This is a genomic window from Dictyobacter aurantiacus, assembly GCF_003967515.1.
Lineage (GTDB): Bacteria > Chloroflexota > Ktedonobacteria > Ktedonobacterales > Ktedonobacteraceae > Dictyobacter > Dictyobacter aurantiacus.
In genome coordinates, this window is the sequence record NZ_BIFQ01000001.1 from 2,562,786 (window position 1) to 2,585,752 (window position 22,967).

General features: G+C 51.9%; 18 protein-coding genes. 9 read left to right on the forward strand and 9 right to left on the reverse strand.

Annotation, left to right across the window (positions count from 1 at the left end):
* Positions 1-614: 614 nt before the first annotated feature.
* Positions 615-3,149, forward strand: a complete 2,535-nt coding sequence (locus KTT_RS10395; RefSeq protein WP_126595909.1) for a beta-sandwich domain-containing protein — start codon at positions 615-617, stop codon at positions 3,147-3,149.
* Positions 3,150-3,228: 79 nt separating this feature from the next.
* Here KTT_RS10395 and KTT_RS10400 read toward each other — a convergent pair whose 3' ends face one another.
* Together KTT_RS10400 and KTT_RS10405 are read right to left on the reverse strand one after the other, a co-directional pair.
* Positions 3,229-3,975, reverse strand: coding sequence for a 3'-5' exonuclease family protein (locus KTT_RS10400; protein WP_126595910.1), 747 nt, complete (start codon positions 3,973-3,975; stop codon positions 3,229-3,231).
* A gap of 177 nt (positions 3,976-4,152) precedes the next feature.
* Positions 4,153-4,389, reverse strand: a complete 237-nt coding sequence (locus KTT_RS10405; RefSeq protein ID WP_126595911.1) for a metallothionein — start codon at positions 4,387-4,389, stop codon at positions 4,153-4,155.
* A 167-nt stretch (positions 4,390-4,556) separates the two neighbouring features.
* Between KTT_RS10405 and KTT_RS10410 the strand changes: the two genes are divergently transcribed.
* The 6 genes from KTT_RS10410 to KTT_RS10435 all read left to right on the forward strand — a co-directional run bounded on the left by KTT_RS10410 (position 4,557) and on the right by KTT_RS10435 (position 13,634).
* Positions 4,557-5,771: an RNA polymerase sigma factor gene (locus KTT_RS10410; RefSeq protein WP_126595912.1), complete on the forward strand. Its 1,215-nt coding sequence runs from the start codon at positions 4,557-4,559 to the stop codon at positions 5,769-5,771.
* Between the two features lie 105 nt (positions 5,772-5,876).
* Entirely contained in the window at positions 5,877-7,091 is a 1,215-nt protein-coding gene (locus KTT_RS10415; protein ID WP_126595913.1) for an MFS transporter, read from the forward strand.
* Between the two features lie 202 nt (positions 7,092-7,293).
* Complete coding sequence (locus KTT_RS10420) at positions 7,294-8,529, forward strand: mannosyltransferase family protein (RefSeq protein ID WP_160145779.1); 1,236 nt, start codon at positions 7,294-7,296, stop codon at positions 8,527-8,529.
* Between the two features lie 181 nt (positions 8,530-8,710).
* Positions 8,711-10,126: a glycosyltransferase family protein gene (locus KTT_RS10425; RefSeq protein WP_126595915.1), complete on the forward strand. Its 1,416-nt coding sequence runs from the start codon at positions 8,711-8,713 to the stop codon at positions 10,124-10,126.
* A gap of 35 nt (positions 10,127-10,161) precedes the next feature.
* Positions 10,162-12,117 carry an ArnT family glycosyltransferase gene (locus KTT_RS10430; RefSeq protein WP_126595916.1) on the forward strand — a complete coding sequence of 652 codons (1,956 nt, stop codon included), beginning with the start codon at positions 10,162-10,164 and terminating at the stop codon, positions 12,115-12,117.
* A 125-nt stretch (positions 12,118-12,242) separates the two neighbouring features.
* Positions 12,243-13,634 (forward strand): hypothetical protein, encoded by a 1,392-nt coding sequence (locus KTT_RS10435; RefSeq protein WP_126595917.1) that lies wholly within the window; start codon positions 12,243-12,245, stop codon positions 13,632-13,634.
* Positions 13,635-13,862: 228 nt separating this feature from the next.
* Here the strand turns inward: KTT_RS10435 and KTT_RS10440 are convergent, their stop codons facing one another.
* Positions 13,863-14,486: a BclA C-terminal domain-containing protein gene (locus KTT_RS10440; protein WP_126595918.1), complete on the reverse strand. Its 624-nt coding sequence runs from the start codon at positions 14,484-14,486 to the stop codon at positions 13,863-13,865.
* A gap of 836 nt (positions 14,487-15,322) precedes the next feature.
* Positions 15,323-16,018 (reverse strand): hypothetical protein, encoded by a 696-nt coding sequence (locus KTT_RS36700; protein ID WP_218030867.1) that lies wholly within the window; start codon positions 16,016-16,018, stop codon positions 15,323-15,325.
* A 723-nt stretch (positions 16,019-16,741) separates the two neighbouring features.
* Here KTT_RS36700 and KTT_RS10450 point away from each other — a divergent pair.
* Both KTT_RS10450 and KTT_RS10455 read left to right on the forward strand, forming a co-directional pair.
* The gene (locus tag KTT_RS10450; RefSeq protein WP_126595919.1) at positions 16,742-17,890 is read left to right on the forward strand and encodes a DUF2264 domain-containing protein; all 1,149 of its coding nucleotides are present in this window, start codon (positions 16,742-16,744) and stop codon (positions 17,888-17,890) included.
* A 137-nt stretch (positions 17,891-18,027) separates the two neighbouring features.
* Positions 18,028-18,240, forward strand: a complete 213-nt coding sequence (locus KTT_RS10455) for a DUF2795 domain-containing protein (protein WP_160145780.1) — start codon at positions 18,028-18,030, stop codon at positions 18,238-18,240.
* 389 nt (positions 18,241-18,629) lie between these two features.
* On the opposite strand, the gene KTT_RS10460 is transcribed toward KTT_RS10455, so the two are convergent.
* The 5 genes from KTT_RS10460 to KTT_RS10480 form a co-directional block, all read right to left on the reverse strand.
* Positions 18,630-19,337 carry a bifunctional DNA primase/polymerase gene (locus KTT_RS10460; RefSeq protein ID WP_126595921.1) on the reverse strand — a complete coding sequence of 236 codons (708 nt, stop codon included), beginning with the start codon at positions 19,335-19,337 and terminating at the stop codon, positions 18,630-18,632.
* A gap of 151 nt (positions 19,338-19,488) precedes the next feature.
* The gene (locus KTT_RS10465) at positions 19,489-19,998 is read right to left on the reverse strand and encodes a thioredoxin family protein (protein WP_160145781.1); all 510 of its coding nucleotides are present in this window, start codon (positions 19,996-19,998) and stop codon (positions 19,489-19,491) included.
* 242 nt (positions 19,999-20,240) lie between these two features.
* The gene (locus KTT_RS10470) at positions 20,241-21,569 is read right to left on the reverse strand and encodes a metallophosphoesterase family protein (RefSeq protein ID WP_160145782.1); all 1,329 of its coding nucleotides are present in this window, start codon (positions 21,567-21,569) and stop codon (positions 20,241-20,243) included.
* Between the two features lie 104 nt (positions 21,570-21,673).
* A complete protein-coding gene (locus KTT_RS10475; protein ID WP_126595924.1) occupies positions 21,674-22,069 on the reverse strand; it encodes a hypothetical protein in 396 nt (131 codons plus the stop codon).
* 489 nt (positions 22,070-22,558) lie between these two features.
* A complete protein-coding gene (locus tag KTT_RS10480; protein ID WP_126595925.1) occupies positions 22,559-22,954 on the reverse strand; it encodes a response regulator in 396 nt (131 codons plus the stop codon).
* Positions 22,955-22,967: the final 13 nt, after the last annotated feature.

Genomic DNA, 22,967 nt, shown 5'->3' on the forward strand with positions numbered 1-22,967 from the left:
CTTTATTAACTATAAAGTCATCAATAATACATGTCAATAAATAGATTCAAAACGATGACTTTTTGGTTGGCTCTCTGTCCATGGAAGGGAGGATGAACTTAACCAGGCTCTCTGATTTCCGCTTCATGTTACGTTATCCACATACCTGGCAATTTCGTAAAGGCTTTCATCTCTTTTTTTAGTCTGTGTCAAGCTTCTACCATGTTTTGTTGGCGGTAGTACTTTTAGCATGTCCTCTTATTTGGAGCTTGCCAGTTTACCTGATTTTATTTGTGTCAAATTGTATCTCAGTGATTCACCTTAAATAATAAAAAATCAGGAATAGATGAGATATTGACATAATATTTATATATTAGTTATATTTGCTAATGCACTTAAGATCCATAAACCATAGAATATTTCTCGAGTAAAGGGCTGCTGATCCAACTTGTATCAACATCATTGCGGGAAGTATTCTATCTCCCGAAAAATATACCTTTGCTTTTTTGTCTTTCTCATGGTGCTTGTACTTTTCAACCGGGGTTTATATAACATTTATTTGTGCATTGAAGATCTTAAAACACTATAAACTTTTATATAGACACCGATTCACCGAATCAGGAGAACAATATATTATGAATCCGGATCATGGGCAAGAGGTTACTGAAGGATCGCAGCCAACCTTCTTCCGCCGGCGCAGCAAACTACTGCTTTCTTCCGTCCTCTCACTTATTGTCATTGCTGGTGCGGTCTTCTCGATTGTCAGCGTAACATCGCAGTCTCATATCTCAAAGGCTGCGGCTCCTACTCTTGTTGGCGATGTTGCCACCTATCAAAGCAAGATACAACTTGCTCAGGGTATTCGTGCAGTGTCTCCACAACAAATACAGCTGCATTCACGTGCGGCAACCACGAATACCACTCCACCACCAGCTTTTAATAACGTTGGGATTAGCGCGAAAGCTAATCCCGCGGCCGGTAATTTTGATGGAGCAGGATATAGCTATTCTTTCGATCAGTTGCTGGCAACAAGTATTGAGCCTGGTATCCCCTTCACGTACAAAGGCGTTTCATTTCAATGGCCAAACATCAATAATCAGACCTATCCTACCCAGGCTGATAACTGGCAGGCCAGTGGACAGGTATTGCCGATTTCAGGTCGAAGTACAGCAACGATCGGCTTTATCGGCGCGGCTTCCAATGGCACAGCAACCGGAACCGGCACGATAACGTATAGTGATGGCACAACCGGGACGTACACGCTAACTCTGAGCGACTGGACACTGGGCGGCGGCAATTTAAGTCAGGTTGCTGCCAGTAACAAAATTGTCTCGGCCCAGATGGCACGCAATAGTAAGGGTGGCTCTCAGAATGTCAAAACATATCTGTTTTATACAGCGATAAACACGGATGCGACAAAAACGGTCCTCAGCGTGACCTTGCCAAAGGTTACAACAAAGGCACAACTCCATATCTTCACGTATGGTGCGGGTCCCGCCAGCTATACCAGCCCTTACAATAGCAACGGCTTAAGCGATGATGCCTATACGAGTGCTGGTAATTTTGATGGTTCACATAATAGTTACTCCAGTTCATTACTTCCCTGGGGTATCGGCTACTCGCTTCTCTATAATCATGATCTTGCCGGCAACTACGGTATGACCTTTAAATGGCCGGACGTCCTTCCAGGCGATCAGGATAACTATATCGCACAGGGACAGCAGATCTCCGTCGGCCAGATTGCAAATGCGGCGAAGCTTGGCTTTATCGGAGCGGCAACCGGCGGTCCTTCCTATGGTACAGCCTATATTAATTATTCCGATGGCACTCAGCAGCAATTCCAACTCGGCTTTAGCGACTGGACACTCAATGGCTTTACACAGCCGCCTTCGTTCAATAATCGCCTGTTTGCTGGTATGGCTGGTCGTAATACACTGGGTGGTCGGCAGAATGTCAACACGTACCTGTTCTATACAGAAGCAGATATAGATCCTACGAAAACTGTTGACAGCGTTACCCTCCCTTCTTCCGTGAGTAAGGGTCAGTTGCATGTTTATACGATTGCTGAGGGTCAGCAGGGGTTCTTCGATAATGTTGGGGTTTCCGATGATAATGGGCCGCTCTTCGGCAACCTGGATGGTGGTGGGCACAGTTATTCCAGCCAGGCATTACAGAACGCTGGCATTCCCCTTAGTTCGCCCAATAATCTGCATCCGTTCACTATCAACGGTACCAGTTTTACGATCAAGTATGGCGGTGGTTCGAACCCCGATAACTGGGTGGCGAACGGGCAGTTTATCCCTGTGAACAATGTAGCAAATGCGACCGCTCTGGCCTTCCTTGGCTCAGCGACTGGTGGATTTTCAAGTGGTTATGGTCATATTTACTACACTGATGGCACTTCACAGCAATACACGTTGACGTTTAGTGATTGGTGCTCTTTTAATCCATCTACATATAATTACATAGTAGCACGCATGCCATATCGCAATACTGCGTACGGTAGACAGAATACCATGAATTACCTCTACGAAGCAGAGATACCTCTACAACCTGGCAAGACGGTTTCTAGTGTCCAATTGCCATTGCCTACAACGAGTGGGAAAATGCATGTCTTCGCGGCTGCCGAGCATGCAGGTAACTTAAACAATGTGGGTATTACCAATGACAATGCCACCTCGGTCGGTGCCTTTGACGGGAACAATGGGAACAGCTATTCAGCTCAAGCTCTGCAAAGTGCAGGTCTGGTAGCGGGCCAAAACTTTAGTTATAATGGCTACAGTTTCCCCTGGCCGGCAGCTGGAACGCTTGACAACTATCTGGCTGATGGCCAGACGCTAGCAGTCACTCCTCCTGCCGGGGCTAAGTCACTTGCTTTCCTGGGTTCATCAAGCAATGGCATTGCCGGAGAAAATGTAACTATTATATACACAGATGGTACGTGGCAGCTGGGTCAGCTGATCTTTTTCGATTGGTGTAATTCATATGCTCCTGGTTACGTGCCTACTATTGCAGCAACGATGAGTTACCGAAACACCCATACTGGTCGACAGACGTTGAAAAACTACATTTACTATCAAGAAGTTACTCTAGACCCCACGAAAACAGTGCAGAGCATTAGACTACCTGAGGTTGGCTCTCTCCATGTCTTCTCGTATGCTTTCAAGTAGTTGTCTGTAATCTGGTAAGAATAAATTGGAGTCACTTTGTATGAAGTGGCTCCTTTTTACATTCGTCTCTTGTTTGTTTTTAAGGCGATGCGAACGTGACATCAGCCATCGCGTTCAAAACATCGATCTGTCCACGGGCGCGGTCAAGAGCGGTCTGATGCGGCTGTGGTGGGAGCGGATGGCCCATCTGCTGACACAGGCTCTCCAGTTTGGGATAGGAGGTCAGGTGCAGATAGCTCATGGCCCGTTCCATCAGATCATCTCCAATGATGGTAACCTCATCCAGATGATGCCGATAAGCGGCCTCCTTGAGCTTGCCGGTGTCAAACTCCAGGTTGTAGGAGAGCACATAGGCGCCATGCACCACCTGCCGCAGGCGATCGAGCGCCTGGTCAAAGAGGATGCCGCTTGATTGGATCTCGCTATTGCTGATCCCGGTAATCGTAACCATCTGACGCGATAGCGGCTGCGATGGCGTTACCAGGCAATCCAGCAGCGTCTCCTCATGGATATTCAGCACAGACACCCGCACGATCTCAGCATCTTCCTGGAGTCCAGTTGTATCCACCTCCAGAAAGACCAGGTTCGGCATCGCCCGCACAGCCCGAGCCCAGTGGATAACCTTGAGCGGCGGCAGTGGGGGAAGCGTGCGCGCCTGTCGCTGCACCTGCCGGAGCGCCTCCTCCCACTGCTGGAGTTGTCGAGCAATCATGCTTCGCCGCTGCAGTCGTGCCTGCAGGTCATCCAGATGGCGAACGGGTCCCAGGTCGCGCTCTTGCGCGATCAGATCACCCAGTTTTGGGGGAATCAAAGTATTCGTCATCATATATAACCTCACTTGTCTCTCCATCTGATGTAGACACGTTTGAGGTCAGCACATGATGACGCTTTTTCTCAGGTCATGATGATTGTCGGATTGAGCCATCCCGCATATATTACAAGCGCCCACCGCGCTACATGAATTAGCGCGATGGGCACCGCTGGCAGTGTTATATTCACTGGTCTAGTTGCTACGGTCGCGTACTCCCTGTACCCCTTCTTTGACCGCGCAATTGGCGCAGCAGTAGAAGACACCATTCACTTCTACTCCATGCCCGATAATGCGACAGTCGCAGTGATGGCACCGGGGAGCCAGGGAGGCAATCGCGCATTCAAAGCTATCGAAAATATGCGACTTCTGACCCATGACAACCTGGAAAGCCTTATCATATTCATTGCCGCACACTTCACACTGAGCCATAGACGTTCTCCTTTACTAAATGTATCTCCACGTATCTTATGTCCAGGCAATTCTGTTCCTTTTTCACTATAGTGTTGCGCTTAAATGATCGCCTTCAATTGGTCAGAAAATCTGGTGTAGGATTTTGCCGGTAAACTCTGACTTATAATTAAGGAGGGGTAAGATATATGCAATCAACAGATTATATTGAGGACGCTAGAAAAACAGGAGAAATTGAGCGACAATTGGAGGAACTGCTGGAGACCGCGCGACCGGGGCTGATCGGCTTCGCGCTGGCACGCGGCGTGTCGACCGATGGGGCCGAGGATGTAGTTCAGGAGACTCTGTTGGAGGCGTGGCGCAATCTCGACCATCTGCGCTCACCCGAACGCGTCGAGGCCTGGTTGCGCGGCATCTGTCGCAACCTCTGCCTGCGCTGGCATAGTTCCCAGACGGCGCTCAACCGCCAGCAACCCTTCTCTACCTATCAAGCAGCAGAGGAAGACCAGAAGGGCGCGGGCGCGTTTGAACAGTTCACAGTGCTGGATCCGGTTGAAGAGCTAAGCCAGCAGGACCTGGCAGTGCTGCTGACGCGCGCGCTTGGCTACCTGCCAGAGACAGCGCGCACACCTCTGGAACTTTACTACCTGGCGGATCTTTCGCAGCGCGAGGCGGCCCAACGGCTCGGGCTGAGCGTCAAGGCATTGGAGATGCGCCTGCACCGCGCGCGGCGCCAGTTGCGTCAAGTGCTCAACACCTCCCTGCGCGCCGAAGCCGAAGACTTTGGTCTGACGCTGGACGCTGAGGCGAGAGAAAGCTGGCAAGAGACGCGCATCTGGTGTATGTTCTGCGCCCGCGCATACCTGCAGGGACGGCTGGAAACCCTGCCGGATGAACGGGTGAACCTGCGCATGCGCTGTCCCCACTGCGCGAGTCAGAGGGGCGGCGAGTGGTTCTATACCGGAGCCGTAGACTTCCTGCGCAGCATACACACCTTTCGTCCGGCCCTTAAACGTCTCCTAGGCATTCCCGCCTGGCTCACCAGCGATTACCGCCAGTACTGCTCCTGGTGCCAACGCGCGGTTACCACCTATCTGACAGGCGACGAGCAGCCACTGGGCGCTCATACACTGCCACGCTGGTCAGGACTGAGATGGGTGCGCCACTGTCCCGCCTGCGATGGTCTATCAACTACGCCAGTAGGCCTGTCGATCATCCATCATCCCAGCGCGCAGCAATTTATCAAACAGCATCCCCGCTGGCTCAACGAGCCCGAGACCCTGATCGATTATCACGGTCAGCCCGCGATCCGCGTGCGCCTGGTTGACATCACCAGTGCCAGCCAGCTCGTCTTTCTGCTCGATCAACAGGATGGGCAGATCCTGGCGATCCTGAACGCATAGAACCTTTTTTCACCGGCACCATCACAATCACCAGTTCGCGTATGTGGATACGCGAACCGGACACCTGTGACTTTTTTGGGATGCCATCCTGAAAGGACTACAACAATGCTTGCAATCCTCCGACAACGGAATTTCGCCCTGCTCTGGAGTGGCGCCTTCATCTCGATGCTTGGCGACTGGGTACTGCTAATCGCCCTGCCACTGTTCGTCTATCAGCGTACGGGATCGGCCATGGCTACGGGCGCGATCGTCATCGTGGAAAGTGTACCGGGCTTACTATTAAGCTCCATCGGCGGCGTCTTCGCTGATCGCTGGGATCGTCGCAGAATCATGATCCTGACCGATTTTCTGCGGGCGCTGAACCTGCTGCAGCTCTTGCTCCTTCCCCTCACCAACTGGTTCTGGCTCGTCTACACGGCGGCGGCCATTGAGTCTGTGCTATCACAGTTTTTTAATCCGGCCTCGGGTGCTTTGATTCCCCATGTCGTCTCCGAGGATCAGCTGGCGGCCGCCAATGGCATGAACGCGTTCAGCGGACAGATCACCCGCCTGCTAGGGCCGACGCTGGCGGGTACCCTGTTCACCCTGAAGGGCATCCAGAGCGTCATCATCGCCGATTGCCTGTCCTATGTGTTATCCGGCATCATGAGCCTGCTGGTAACGCTGCCACCAGAGAAGACGCGCGCGGCACTCCAGGCGACCATGCCCTCATCTAAAGCACTCTGGCAAGAATGGAAGCAGGGGCTCGCACTGATACCCAGAGACCACATGCTTTATATCGCCTTCATCATGGTTGCCGCCGCTGTGCTGGGCGATGGCATCATCCGGGCCATCAGCACCCCCTTCTTGAGCCAGGTCGCGGCTGGTAACGCGCTGGTATTCAGCTGGATCGTGACCGCTCAAGGGGGGGGTGCGGTCGCGGGATCGCTGGTCATAGGCCGCCTTAACAAACTACTGCATCCTTTCCTGCTATGCGGCCTGAGCGCTGTGATCATCAGCATCCTTGGCAGCATAGAAGCACTCTTCTTCTCTCTTCCGGTCGTCTTTGCCTGTACTTTTCTGCTGGGCGCTCCCATCATGTTCTTCTTCGTAGGCTCCTATACCGTTATTCAACAGCGCGCCAGCGATGAGGCGCGCGGCCGCATCCTGGGAGCCTATAGCGCCGTATCGGCCTGCTGCTCACTCGCCGGTCTGATCATCTCGACCCTGCTCACAGCCCTGCTGGGAGTGCGGATCTTATTCGCACTTGGCCAGGTCGGCTACCTCGTAGGTGGCCTGCTCGCCCTCTTCTTTTTGAGGAAGGGAAACATAAAAAGATAAGCCGGACGGCGCTATCAAGCCCCGGAAAAATTTGGTGCCGCTGGTTATCATGACACCAGAAGCACTAATAGTGAAGGCACAATCCAACAGTGGAACAGAGGTTGTAACGTGGATGTGGTGGTTGGAACGCTCTCTCCTCCCTCGAAGCCTGTTCACAGGACCTCTCAAAAACATAAATAGTTCTTTTGAGGATACCGGGAACATGAAGCAAAAACTAAAAAAGCAAATGATATTGTTACCCCTTGAAGAGCCATCTCCAACGATCATTCACAAGATCATTTCCGCACCAGCCTGGAAAAAATGGTTAAAGGCAGCGCGAATTGTCTTTCCATTTTATCTGGCCATTCATATGGGAATGCTCGTTCTGGACTGCTTATCAACTATTATCACTCGTGGAGATGCCTATCAGAAGTACCCCGTTAACACACTCTGGACTGCATGGCTGAGATGGGATGCGCAACATTATCTCTACATTGCACTCAATGGGTATCCACTTAAGCAGGAAACCGCGTTTTTCCCTTTATATCCTCTTCTCATCAGCATCGTTAACAATCTACATCTATCGCCAGACCCGATTATAGCTCAGCTGATTGTTTCTAACCTCGCATGGCTGGCTATGATGGTAGTCTTTTACCAGCTTGTCAGGGAAAGCATGGGTACCCAGATAGCCTGGCGAGCTATCATATATCATTCCATCTTCCCAACTGCTTTTTTCTTGGCGGCGGGATACAATGAGTCGCTTTTACTCTGTCTGGTATTGCTGAGTTTTTATCAGCTACACCATGGAAACTGGTGGCTGGCTGGCACCTTTGGCTTCTTTGCCTGCCTGGCGCGCTCAACGGGCATCTTGCTGATCATCTCTTTCGCCTATGAATACCTCAGGCAGCATAACTTCAACATAAGACAAAGTGTGCGACCATCAATGTTGAGCATACTCTTGCTACCAGCAGGGCTAAGCGTATTTATGGCATACACTACACTGCTCTACGGCGATTACCTGAGCTTTATGCATGTACAGGCGCTATGGAGTCGTCAGCTTTCAATGCCATGGGTGGGAATCGTTATGGCATTACGAATGGTTTACGAGGCACCTTTTTTAAGCTTTCAATCGCTGCGCAATCTCACGGATCTGATACCGGATCTGTTTATCATGGCGCTGCTGATAATGGGCTGGGTGGGACCATGGAAGCTGCCCCGCAAAGATTGGTCATACCTCATCTTTGGCACCACCCTCTGGCTCTTCTTCCAACTTACACCACTAATGCAGGGCTATCCGCTAGGATCGATGGGAAGATTCATGTTAGAGGTATTTCCAGCCTTTATTATTGCGGCACGAATTGGTACAAACAAAAGCTTCCATTTCAATTATATTTGTGTTGCCCTGGCGATGTATGCATATCTGATCATAGCATTCCTGGTTGGATACTGGGTTCTTTAGTAAGGAGACGAGTTAGGCCTATTCTATCATCATTCCTCACCTCACGCTCAATTCTATCGACGATCACAATTTTGGGCCGGGCGCATACTGATGGTAAATGCAGATACCGATCAAATCAGTGATCAAAGGCATCTCTGCGGAGTTATGAAGCATGATATAAATGTGAGGAGCAGCCACAACTATGCAAAAAGTACGTGTGCGACCCGCTATTTCTAAACACCAGACTACGGGTCCGGCAAAATCAAGCAACCTTCTCTATCGCTATGGGCCGGATCTACTGGTTGTAGTGGCAATGGGATTTCTACTGTACAAAGGTCTGTTTGGACAGTCATTCAGCGATGTACCTGGCTATCAATGCTATGCAACGGCCTTTTGGAGAGGTCTATCCGCGCTTGGACCGCTCTCATCATCGCAATGTTATTATGTAACCCATCCTCAAGGCTCGTTTATTTCTACCGCAACCATTATACATTGGATGCAGACATATCATATGCCTTCAGTCATCATCCAATTTGTAGCCAGCCAGAACGTGAATCTTCCTTTTCATTCATTGCCCCGGGAATATCCGCTACCAGCAATTATTCCATTCTCCCTTCCTCTGTTAGCCCCTGCTGACCTGTACCAGATGGCCTTCGCAGTCTCAATGGCTGTGGTAGCCGCCATTATTTATGGGTTACTGAGATACTTCAGATCCAGGTGGGCAGCTCTTACCTGCGCGATCTACCTGGTGATCGGTGGCTGGGCAACGGCCGTCGGCCGCTTCGATCTGATCCCTTCGCTGCTTACATTGGCCGCGGTTATTCTGGGAGTGCGCAAACGCTGGAGCCAGGCTTTTGCTTTGCTGGCCATCGCGGTCACCTTCAAATTCTATGCGATCTCTCTCCTTTTTCCCTTCCTGCTGGCTCAACAATTAACATGTGAGGAAAAGTGGAAGAGCTGGCGCAGATTTGCTCCTCTGGCCATATTTGGCACGATATGCATAGTAGTAGCAGCTATCTCGATCAGCTTGAGTGTTGAGGGTACCCTTGCTCCGTTAAGCTACTATGGCAATCGTCCGTTTCAAATCGAGTCGCCCGCGGCCTCGCTCCTCTGGCTCTTCCACATCCTGGGAGCGCCACTCTATATAGTGTATGGGTATGCATCGTTAAACATAGGTAGTCCCCTCGATCCCCTGGCATCGTTGATAAATGCGCTTCTGCTAGGCGCGGGCCTGGTATATGTCTGGTGGTTACAGTGGAGCAATAAAATTGACCTGGCAGCCTCGTGCCTGCTGACACTCCTGATCATCATCTTCACAGGAAAAGTGTTTAGTGCACAATATATCCTCTGGATCATGCCCCTCGTCGCCTATGTTGAGGATCGCAATCCCAGATGGATCGCGGCGTGGTGCCTGATCGGGGGCTTGACGACATATATCTTCCCCTATCTCTATATGAGCTTTTGGAACCAATTTAACATCATCGCCGATATCCCGTTCTTCAATGCCGTCATTGCGCTTCGTAACCTCTGCTTGATCTGCGTCCTTGCGTCACTCCTCTATCTGTATTCCTATCCATACAGTGTAAAGATGCTGCTTTACAAAAAAGGGAAAAAGTAACCGCCAGGACTTCTCTAAAAGGAGATATAAAAGATATGCCAAAGACGGTGATTACGTCGCCTGTACAGGTACAGAAACATGCTGGGCAGGTTGAAGAACCACGTCAATCGATGTTGCTATGGCACAAAATCGCGCTGGGTGTCATCCTTGCCATTGCCGCCTTCTTCAATTTTTTCGCCCTCGACAAACAGGATTTTTACGAGTATTACTACGCTGCGGCTGTTAAGAGCATGCAGCTAAACTGGCATAATATGTTGTTCGCGGCGTTCGATCCCGGCGGCTTTCTGGCGATAGATAAACCGCCGCTCGGCTTCTGGACGCAGGCGTTGAGCACCAGAATCTTCGGCTATTCGGTATTCTCCATCGCGCTGCCCGGAGCCCTGGCCGGCGTGCTCACGGTCGCCGTGATGTTCCATCTCGTGCGCCGCACGTTCGGTCCCCTGGCGGGCTTACTCGCGGCCCTGGTGCTGGCCCTTTCGCCCATCAACGTGGTCACCGATCGCAACAATATTGTCGATGGCGTACTGATCCTGGTCGTGCTGCTGGCGACCTGGATGATGAGTAAAGCCACTGAGACCGGTCGCTTACGCTGGCTGTGTCTCTGCGCGGTCCTGCTTGGCCTGGGCTTCAATATTAAATATCTGCAGGCGTATATGGTGATACCCGCGCTTGTCCTGGTTTACTGGCTCGGGGCGCCACTCACTAAGCGAAAGAAGATTTTCCACCTGGCGCTGGCGATGGGAGTCCTGTTACTGATCTCCCTCTGCTGGGTAACGATCGTTGATCTGACGCCTCCCAATCAGCGTCCCATCATTGATTCAATTACCAGCGACTCGGAGCTCGATCTTGCCTTTGGCTATAATGGCGCGTTCCGCTTAAATGCCGACAACAATGTTATTAACTACTGGGCCTGGGAGATAGGCCGGCCGGGAATCGCGCGCTTCTTCATACAGCCGATGGCCGGCCAGTGTGGCTGGCTCCTGCCACTGGCGCTGGTCAGCTTTTTTGCCTGGAGCAGGACCCGGAGAAAGCGTCAGGCATACAACAGGCAGGACCAGGCGTTCGTGCTCTGGGGCAGCTGGCTGTCGATCATGCTCATCTTTTTTAGCGCGGCCCATTTCTTCCATCTGTACTACCTCTCGATGTTGACCCCGGCCATCGCGGCACTGGTCGGAGCAGGTATTGCTCTGCTATGGCAGGCGTATTGTCGCTATGGGTGGCACGGCTGGCTCCTTCCCTATACACTGCTGGCAACCGGGATTATCCAGGCCCTCTTTCTCATCGCGTATCCAATGTGGAGCACAATGCTCGCGATAGCCATCGCCGCTCTTAGCACCGCGTTAGTGCTGGTACGCGGGCAACGCTTCTCGTCAACAAAAACCAGACAACAGCTTCATCGACAGGATGCCAGGGCCAAAAAAGCACACGTGGCAACCCGGCAGCACGCTGCCAATAGCGATATCAGCCATCCCATAGTTGAGCAGCACTGGCAACACATTACCATGTTCATTACAGCGATAGGACTGTTGAGTCTCTTACTGGCTCCCACGGCCTGGATCACCCTCGCCCTCAATCCGGGTGGGCGCGTACTCCCCATCGCGGGACCACTATTGCCAAAAACGCGCGTCTCCCCACTTATCGCCGATCCAGTATTAGAAAAATATCTGCTGGCACATAAAGGTCAGGCAAAATTTCTGCTTGGCACCATGAATACGGAGGTCGCATCTCCTTTCATCATAGATACAGAGCAGCCAGTCATGGCACTGGGCGGCTACGGCGGCAACAAAAGTTTTCTGACGCGTGACCAGCTCATCCAACGCGTTGACCACGGCCAGATACGCTTCTTTTTAATGCCCGGCAGCAAAGACCCGACAGCGAACTGGATACTATCCAATTGCCACAGGGTGCCAGACAAACAATGGCAATCACCCAACACGACAAAATACTCCGTAGATGGACTCTGGTTGTACGACTGCAAAGGCCATGCGTGACGCGCGAATCTCTGGGCACGTGAGCGCCTCCACACAGGCGTCCTCTGGCGCGGGCGCACTCGGTTTGTGAGTGATGCAGGCGTGAAATCGCATTCTTTGAGATGAAGATGATAGAAGGAGATGCTATGCTCAAGGAGTATATAAAAGTCGAGGCACATCGTAAACAATTCGCCGAACAAGAAAGGCTACGCAATAAGGTGCTGATGGCCCGGTTTGAGGTTGCCTTGATAGTACTGGGCCTGCTCGGAAACTTTTTCCTTTTGAGACATGTTATGTGGCGGCCTGATGCCTGGTCCAGATTCTATGCTCTCTCGGAACTGCTAACCCAGGACAAGATGCCTGATACCAAGTATTCGCTGGTCGGACCGCTCTTCTCGATCCCCTTCTGGGCTCTGGACCAAACCAATCAGACGTATTGGTGGACCACTCGTTACAATGTCTTTGTTCTGGGCGCGGGTCTACTGGCTATCTACTGGCTGTTGAAGGATCGCGTCGATCACGGCCTGCTACGCAAGTTCTTCTTACTGCTCATCGTCGGTTCAATGTTCTCCCATCACCTCCTGTTCTATTATGGAGAGGTATTTACGGCCATCTTTGTGACTGTCGGATGTGTAGCAATTGTGGTTGGCCCCGTGACCATCGGCTGGTGCGCAATTATCCTGGGCGTGGTCAATACCCCTGCCACCGTCATCGGCCTGATCCTGCTAAACGCGAAATATATACTCACCGGCAAACGTGTACGCTATGCTCTGGTCATCATTATCGGAGCGGCGCTGATCATGCTTGAATCCTGGATCCGTCGCGGCGGCCCGTTGATCAATGGCTACGTCAATGACCAGGGGAGGCGCACCATTCTGCCCTACTCTGGTAGACCGGGTTTTAGCTATCCCATCTTTTTTGGCCTGAACTCGTTGTTCTTTTCCTTCGGGAAAGGTCTCTTGTTTTTCGCTCCCGGCCTGGTACTCCCTGTACGCCAGGCACTGCGCAAACTTCAGGAAGAGACAAAGGTGGATCTGTTCGCGATCTATACCCTGTGGATAGGATTTCTCGCTGGCTTACTACTGATCTACGCGTGCTATTGGAACTGGCACGGTGGCTGGTTCTGGGGACCCCGTTATCTGCTCTTCGCATCCATCCCGGCCTCCTTCGCGCTCGCTGTACGCCTGCAAAAACGCGACGGCTCGCTATTGATGAATCTGGTAATCATGCTGGTGCTGTGCCTATCGATCTGGGTTGGTATCGATGGCGCAGTCTATGGAGACGAGCCGCTACGGCACATCTGCACGCCCCCACGCTGGTATGGAAATGAGATGCTATGCTACTATGCACCTGAGTTCAGCGCCCTGTGGTTTCCATTTGTGTTTTATCAGCCGCTTAGCTCAGGACAGCTCATCTATCTACTCTATAACGTCTTTGTCGGCCTTTATCTCCTCGCGCCCCTGCTGATCACAACCGCACAGCAACTCATCACAACGGTGCGGCAACACAATTGGACTCGGCTCGATCTGCGTTTCTAATTTTACGTCCAGGCCCATTTTTAAGTACAGCCCCTGTCCGTGAACACCCGTGCGGGGGCGCTCATGTACTCTCAGGGTAACGGGGGGTCAGGCACATTCTGAGAAGCGCTTGCAGGTTACGATACCAACCGCTAACTTCATCACACCGGAGCACGCACAAAAGGAGCGCAACACGTTATAAGTGCTGCGCTCTTTTCGATTAAACCTATGGCTTCTGGGTATCGCCTGCTAGATTTGCTGGAGGAGAATATAAGCGCTAATGGTTGGTTGCGTTCCTCCTACCCCTCTCTGCGTTCCACCTATACCTGTATACAATTCAATTGTTCCTGCTAAGGAAGAATGGTTTCGAAGCGTAATAGTAGCTCCGGCAGGTACAGTTATTAACGCTGATTGAGTATTTTGCGAAAGCGAGTTGCCTATTTCATGAATGGTCTCTGGAGCTACACTACCATTTACAAAAATAGCAAACTGGCTGGGTTGCAAACTCGTCACGGAATATGTAACCAGATAGGTACCTGCTGTAGCGACAGTAATTGCCGAGTCACCTGGATCTCCCGCGGTATGGGTAATACCAGCGGACATCAGACCGTTGCTGTCAAAAGTGACGCTACTCTCTAAGGGCACCATTTGGTTCTTTGTATTGTAAATATACGCAAACTCACATACCGTCGGCTCAGCCGCGGTGCCACATAGCGTTGCAGGCATTGCCGTTTTAAGCGTCCCATGAGATGCCAGAGTTCTCTCTATTGAATGAGAATGGTTTGAAGCCGCTAGTGTCCCATAGGGCAAAAGTAACAGTGCCATACAGGCTACCATCGTCGCTAAAAAGGATAAGCGTAACTTGTGTGACATGGAATTAAATCTCCTTCCACATATGACCATCTGCCGTAATGTTATGGCGTTCATCAGCACTATATAGTTATGCACGTCTTATGTTAAACATAGTGCCTTATATATAAAAATTATACAGAGATAAACAATTCAGATGATAAAATATAATAAACATGTTTATTATAAATTGAAACTTATGACTTATATGTACTTTCTATACTGAGATCAGAGTATCTGCTCCTGGTATAGGAAGAGATGTAGCGAAAACAAGGGCGATTTATGTTATCTGGGGTTACTAACGTCGGTCTCAACCTGATTGGCTCATCTTTTGACTTTCTGCTGTAAAGCAACAGGCATATGCTCTCTTGTTTGGCCATTCTTAATAAGGAAGAGAAAGAAATACAGCCTATGAGAAAATTTCACATGCTGGGCGTGGCACTCTTGTTCTGCGTGCTGATAATTTCTGCCGGTATGCTAGCAGGAGTGTTTGCTCATGCGGGTTCGACTCATTCTCATTCAGCTCATGTTGGTTCGACTCATTCCCATTTAGCTCGTGTTGGTTCGACTCATTCTCATCGAGCTTCTGCTGAGTCGACTCATTCTCATCGAGCTTCTAATGCTTCGGCTCATTCTCATCGAGCTTCTAATGCTTCGAATCACTCTAGTGCAGATCCTGATTGGGCTCAGGCCTACTCAGACGATGACCAAATCGGACTTTCCTCGCAACAAAACAGTCTTTATTCCCATCAAAGCGGGCCTTTGGCTACGGGCTATCAGTGGTTCTCTAATAAGAACACTGTGAGTAAAGTCCTCCATCACAAACAGGATCATTGTGATAAATGTGATGATTGTAATCATCACTGCAAAAAAATCATCATAATCAGAGGACCTAGCGGTCCTTCCGGTCCTTCTGGTCCTAGTGGCCCCACTGGCCCCACTGGCCCCACTGGCCCTTCTGGTCCTTCTGGTTCTTCTGGTCCTAGTGGCCCTTCTGGTCCTTCTGGTCCCAGCGGCCCCAGTGGCCCTTCTGGTCCTTCTGGTCCCAGTGGTCCTTCTGGTCCTTCCGGTCCTTCTGGTCCCAGTGGTCCTTCTGGTCCTTCCGGTCCTTCTGGTCCTAGTGGCCCCAGTGGCCCTTCCGGTCCTAGTGGCCCCAGTGGCCCTTCTGGTCCCAGTGGCCCCAGTGGCCCTTCTGGTCCCAGCGGCCCCAGTGGCCCTTCTGGTCCTTCTGGTCCTTCCGGTCCTTCTGGTCCTAGTGGCCCCAGTGGCCCTTCTGGTCCCAGCGGCCCCAGTGGCCCTTCTGGTCCCAGCGGCCCCAGTGGTCCTTCCGGTCCTAGTGGCCCCAGTGGTCCTTCCGGTCCTAGTGGCCCCAGTGGTCCTTCCGGTCCTAGTGGCCCCAGCGGCCTTCCTGGAGAAAGTGCAGGATTCGATACAGTCAGCACCTTAAGTCCGACTATCACCTGTAATGCTATAGCATCAGGTGGCTGCTCTAATCCTGTTAACTCGGCAATAGCGGGCAGCTTAACAAATTTGCCAGTGGGCAAATATGTTGTCAATTCAAGCATCCCAGTGCTGTTTAACACCAGCAATGCTCAGGTTACATGTACATACACAATTACCGGAGGTATAGGGTCAACTGACAATGCAACAACGGTTGCTACGAACTCGACAGCCTCGGGTAGGGGTGATTTTGGACAAGAAACCCTGCCACTTACGGATTCAATCAGAATCTCGTCAGTCACTGCCCCTGGTGGTGCAACGATCAATGTTTCATGCTCTATCCTTGGAACCATCGGTGGTTCTACACAGACAGCTGTAGTTGGCCCGGGTGTCTCCATAGCAGCTGACAAGAAAAGTACCATAAACGGCGTGGATCCGTAAGAATAACGGGCAGTTTGGTAGCCCCCTGCTCGCTCATTCTCTGACTTGTAGGTACCGATGGAGGCGGATGTTATTATCCGCCTCCATCGGTACCTCTATTCTGTAGAGAAACGAGAGGCTGCACTCAGATTTGCTGCCGCCATCTCGGCTTTGTGGAGCGCTCAGGCAATACTACGCGGTTGATTAGTGAGCGCACAGTAGCCAGAAGGCATAGCTTCCCCACACACTCCCCAATTTCCAGAAGCGGTACTAGCAGAAATCGAGTTCCGGCAAAGCGTGCAGGCGATGCGTTCCTTCTCGAAGGCTGTGCGCTAACATTGAATAGAGAACATGCTATGCTTAGATAGAGCTATATCTTTGAGTTATAAGAATCGCAGGCAGCGAAAGGAGACGAGCAAATGAACGCGGAACAGACTGATCGCCAGTACTGGATACATGCCCTCAGCCGAATTGCTGAGCCGGTCCTTGCCAATATGGCCGCCCGTACATTGAAGGAACGCATGCCCGTCGAGGCCATCGACAGCAAACGCGCCAGATTCAGTCACCTGGAGGCGATTGGACGATTGCTGGCCGGACTGGCCCCCTGGTTGGAACGAGAGCAGGTTCACGCGCAGGAAGAGCGACTGCGCCAGCGCTACGCCGACCTGGCCCGACAAGCGCTGGACGCCGCCACTGCTCCCTCCTCACCCGATTATTGCAATTTCGGCTACTCGATGCAGCCCATCGTTGATGCCGCATTTCTGGCTCAGGCTTTACTGCGTGCCCCCAACGAGTTATGGGAGAAGCTTGACCCCTCGGTCAAACGGCATGTCGTACAGGCCCTCAAACAGACGCGCAGCCGCAAGCCATATGCCAACAACTGGCTGTTATTTAGCGCCATGATCGAAACGGCCCTTTATCGTATGGGTGAGAGCGATTATGATCCGATGCGCATCGATTATGCCTTGAAGCAGCACGAACAGTGGTACCTCGGCGACGGCGTCTATGGTGATGGCCCCCGGTTGCACAACGATTACTACAATAGCTTCGTCATCCAACCTATGCTGATAGACATCATTGAGCAGGTTCGATCGCTATACGCGGATTGGAAGGTGCTGCGCGCGCCGATTCTAGAGCGTGCCCGGCGCTACGCCGTCATCCAGGAGCGCATGATCTCGCCCGAGGGCACCTATCCGGTCATTGGCCGCTCCATCACCTATCGCTTCGGCGCGTTCCACCTGCTGGCGCAGATCGCATTGAGGCAGGAGCTTGATCCCACCATACAGCCGGCGCAGGTGCGTTGCGCGCTGACAGCGGTTATCAAGCGTGTGCTGGCGATGCCTGGCACCTTCGATGAACAGGGCTGGCTCACCATCGGCCTCAGCGGTCATCAGCCAGAACTGGGCGAATCCTATATTTCAACGGGCAGCCTGTACCTGTGCGCGGCGGTCTTTCTGCCGCTAGGCCTGACCGCCGATAACGCCTTCTGGCAAGGACAGGCTCCCTGGACGGCTCAGAAAGCCTGGGGCGGCGCCAGCACACCGATTGACCACGCCTTACGTGCATAAACTGCTAGATTTCAACATCTAAACCGTTTCCTACTGGTAATCCGTATAATCATGGTGATAGGAATTTTGTTGCCATGGATGGCGCCCTAAACGTGAAGCATACACCAATGTGTATACCGAACAGAAAGGCAATTCACATGAATATTAATCCTCAGCAGATCGACCAGGTCTTGAATTCACTGCCATATCCCATCGGTAAGGACAACCTGGTTCAGCAGGCTCGCCAGCATGGCGCCAACGACCAGATCATCGGTATGCTGGATAAATTGCCCAACAAAACCTTCAATTCAGCTGATGATTTGAAGAGCAGCCTTAGCGGCCTCGGCAATCTAGGCGGCATTAAGTTCTAACATAAATAACTGCAGGGGGCGCCACTAACGACTCCTGCAGTTATTTTTATACCAATAAAATGGATCAAGGTCCATTTTATTGGTATAAAAATTAAAGTTTTGTTTGTGGGGTCCGATAGAGATATTTGTAGCCCATCAGCACTCAACATCTTCCGCATTAAGGCTACCAACCTTCCTTGTGGGAGGTGCGAAAAACCTCTTCCGCACCTCCCACTTTTTTGGGTGCGTGGGCGCCATTTCAAGTATAATTTTTCAGGGGCCTTGCCCTTTGAACCCGTTTGTACCGCCTGACGGCGGCACAAGGAGAGAGGAAATCAGGGGACACCCCTGAAACCCCGCCATGGGCTGCCGCCCCTGGACCCCACGCCCAAAAACCTATATCTGGGCGGTTAATTTGCTTCTTGTTCAGGGATAATGGATCGTTGTAAGAGGAGGCGGGCCAGTTCGCGGGCGGCGGGCGAGGGGCGTTGCTGCCGGGTAGACCAGGCCGGGCCATACAGGTGAGAACTCAATAAAAAGGGTAAGAGGACCGCGGGGAGACGCGCCGGCGTCGCTGTATTGATCCAGTTGACGCGACCATGGATATACAGACTGGGAGGTGCCACTACATAATTACCCTCGCCATAGGTGTCTATGCCCGGTCCAAGCTTATTCTTCGTAGTGCAGAGGGTCAGGGTTCGATTATAGATAAAGTAAAGCTGCCAGCTCCCGCGCTCGGTCTGGCTGATGGCTGTTTCAGGTATGGCATACAGCTGTCTGAAGTGCTCCAGAAATCCACCCCGCAATGGGTCAATCTCGATGACCACCAGGCCATCTCCGGTAGCGATACCAATGTTCGCCTGCTCATCTTGCTTCCACCAGTGTTGAAGCATCAAGGCATCATTGGTTGCTTGCTGCACATCATCTACCAGGTAAGGATGTTGCCCTGGCTGTGGACACTGTAGCTGGCCGCAGGCACATGTGCCATCAGAGTTCAGGCTATAGAGGGGGAGGATACGCCAACCGTTATGTGCATAATTCCATGCAGCATCCTGTAAGCGGCATACTGGAGGGCAAAAGGTATGTAGAGGGGGTGTTATACGCATTGTCTGTCGCATATATGCTCTCCTTCTCAAGACGTTGAGAGAAGACACTACGAAGTCCACCCATACGAGTGAGCAGTACAGGAAAGAGCCTGTACTTGCATCCAGTATAACTGTACCCTCCAAATTTCGCGCCCTTAAATATCAAAAGAGCAAGAGCCCCGAGTTATGAAAGCGCTTCCTGAGCGTTGCCCATAGCAAGGATTTCATCTACCTGCTTGATCAAGCTCTGCGCATTGGTGAAGCCATAGTTCACCGCGTACGTTTTGCCGTTAGCATCGAGCAGTACGGTGGTAGGCACCGTCAGGACGTGATAGCGCTGCGCCAGTTCAGGCGAGCTAGCGATATCCACGTTCATGACCGAGACCACATTTCCCTTGGCCTCAACCACTCGACGCAGCACCGGAGCCTGCAAGATACGACATTGCCGATCTTCTTCGCTGCCAAAGGCAAGAATGCGCACCCGCACCGCGACAGGCGAGATCCCCGTGCACTCGATCACATCTTCACTTGCAGATACGTCAATACTGGAGGGAAGAGCGACAGCCTCAACAGGTGCATCGACGTGCGTACGCCGCCGGTGCTCAAGTATAAAGCGGCGAGCAGCAAGCGCAAAAACGAGCCCAAAGACAGCGATCAGCACGAAGGCGGCCAGCCATAAAATCAGATCAGACATAACAATCATACTCCCCGCCGAACGAATACACCCTCATAGCCTGGAAGAAACATCCCTCCTTAGAGCTATGGGTAATTACAGAGACGCAGCCTATTTGTTTTTCTATACGACTCCAAAAGCATAAGCAAAGAAACAGGGATCCAGCAATACGAGTGTCATAAAATTATTTAATCACGAAAAACACGAGTTTGCACAGGTTTATTCTGTCTACTAACATAACGAACATAGCCACAGGTAGCAACTTATACCGGTGGTAGCAGGGATGCCCGCTTTCCCCGTAAGAAGGCTGCGATCTGTTCTGGCTCTTCTTTGTGAAGGGCGGAAGACTTTAGTTCGCTCAAAACAGAGCTCCACTGCTCTTTAGCGGGTAGATAACGGCTATCCAGACCAACCAGTTCTTCAAAGATGCGGCGCTCCAGTTCATGCCACATTGAGCGATCGCGTCCATCGATATCACCATCATCGGGCACATAATCCTGATCATTCGTCGCATTATCGATGCGTGTATGGATGGGCTCGAAGTAGCGGCGCACCAATTCTTCCATACGTTGCTGATCCAGAGAGCCTGCATCAAAGGCCAGCGTCCCGATCAAATGGATCTGCACCACAGGCTCAACGCCCTGGTAAGGCGGACCCTCGCGGCGGCAATAATCCTCCAGGCGCTGATATAATGCTTCTGGTTCCGCCAGACCATCTACCCGTAAATCATAACGTACAAAGGGTCTCCGACGACTCACTAAACGGACCGCGTGATGCACACGCTCTTTTTTCTCTGGATCAATGATGCGCCCGGGCTCGTCGGTGTCGATCTCAACATAGTAGTAGCCGCGATCCTCCCACTGCGCCTCTTCCGCGCCACAGGTTTCGGTGGAACCGGGATTATACATCCAGCCATCGAACTCATATGGCTTATGAACGTGGCCGAGTGCCAGGTAGTCGACATGTCCGGAAAGAGCCTGAAACTGTCCCATGGTTGGCAGACCCTGGACGCGTGGCACGATACCATCTACGCCTGTATGCATCATCAACAGGCGATAGACAACCCCTTGCTCATTCTCCTCAGTCTCGGCCTCTTTCAGGGCCTGGGCCATCCCTTCCAGGGAGCGCGAGGTGGCCGCACCCTGCCATGGCAGGCCATAGACACGCAACTGGCCATCCAGCAGATCGACATAGCTGCCCAGCATAGTATCGGGCTGCCAGGGTGTGAGTTGTGGCGCCCCATTCTGCATTACCGGGGCCAAGAGCTTGATGTAGCCCTGATAACACAAAAACTGCAGCCAGGACACGCCATCGCGGTAATAGCTTCGATCATGGTTTCCCTCGATGGCAATCACCGGAATCTGCTGATCGTACAGCTTCTTCAGGCCCTCGATAGCATGGATCAGCGTCAAAGCGTCGATGGCGCGCTTATTGAACAGATCGCCAGCGATGACCACGAAATCCACGCGGCGCTCAATGGCCGTATTGACCACATCCCAGAACGCGCGGCTAAAATCGTTGAAACGCTCACGGACACCGTATTGCTCGTATCCCAGATGGGTATCAGCCACATGAATAAAAGAAGCTCGCATCTTTGTTCCAATTTCCCCCGTAGGTGCCGGGCTTGCCCCAGCTTTTCGGGCTTGCCCCGGCTTTTTTCCCATTGTAGGTGCCGGGCTTACCCCGGCTTGGCTTGCTAGGCGGGACCAGTCATCCATGCGCGTACCGCCACGATCGCGATCACCAGCGCGCCCAGGCTATAGATCAGGACATCTTTGCGTCTGTCTTTGCCGTTGGTTGTAAAGCTCAGCCAGACCAGCGGGATGCCCAGTGCTACAATACCACCATATACATAGTGTAGATAATAGAGTCCAGTGCCGCCACCTGGCTTCAGTCCCAGGGCGACCATAGACAGGCCCAGCAGGCCCTGTAACACCCCGAAAGCAAAGGCGACCAGCAATGAAATACGCCAGGGCTTGATGTTCTCTCGTTTCTGGAAGTAAACGATGAGTCCCCAGATGCCAGCCACCAGCGCTGATAAAAAGACGAAATAGACATTATAGGTGTGTAAGGTAAGGATAAAATCAGCCACTGTATTACCCCTTCAGGCCCTTTGATAAGGGATTGTTTATCAAAGTTATTCTTTTTATCTGGGGGAAGTTGGAATTTCCCCCTGGCCTTACTATAGCGTGTCTGAGATTGGCTGACAAGATTATAAACACGGTGAAACCGTGTTTTATGCCGAAGGTGCGTGCCTTCGGCATATGACGCGAGCGCCTGCGGCGCTCGCGATATTAAGAATAGGGGGATGTCGGCAGGGCGCTTGGCGCCCTGCCGACATCCCCCTATTCTTAATAAAGATGACAGGTGGGCACGCACATTATAAAGACGATAGGTGAGCACGCACGTTATAAAGACGATAGGTGAGCACGCACGTTATAAAGACGACAGGTGGGCGCGCGCTTGCCCTGAAAAACGCGAATTGCCGTAGGCGCCAGGCTTGCCCTGGCTTGCCGCGCAGCGGCCCCGCGCCCGGGCGCGCGTTCCCAAACAACACCTTCCCAGCATCCCAGCGGAGGCTTTAAATATGTTCGGGCATATAGGTCTGGATGATGTGCATGATGTCATCGACGGTAAAGGGCTTGGGCATGGTCTGATCGACCGAGAGCGCGGTAGCTTTGGCGAGTTGATCCAGGGCGGACATAAGGATGATGACGTGCTGGCGGCGCGCAGGGTCCTGGCTCAGTGTCTGGCAGAAATCGTAACCGCTCACGACCGGCATCATCAGATCCAGGAATATCAGGTAGCTCATCCGCGGGTCGGCGGCGAGTATATCGAGGGCATCACGTCCGTTGCGAGCAACCTCGATGGGATACCCCTCCATATCCAGAATGTCGGTCATCATATCTCGAATGATGGCTTCGTCATCGACTACCAGAATTTTTTGCGGGGTATTCGATATCTCTTTTGCGTACATGCTTCAATTCTAC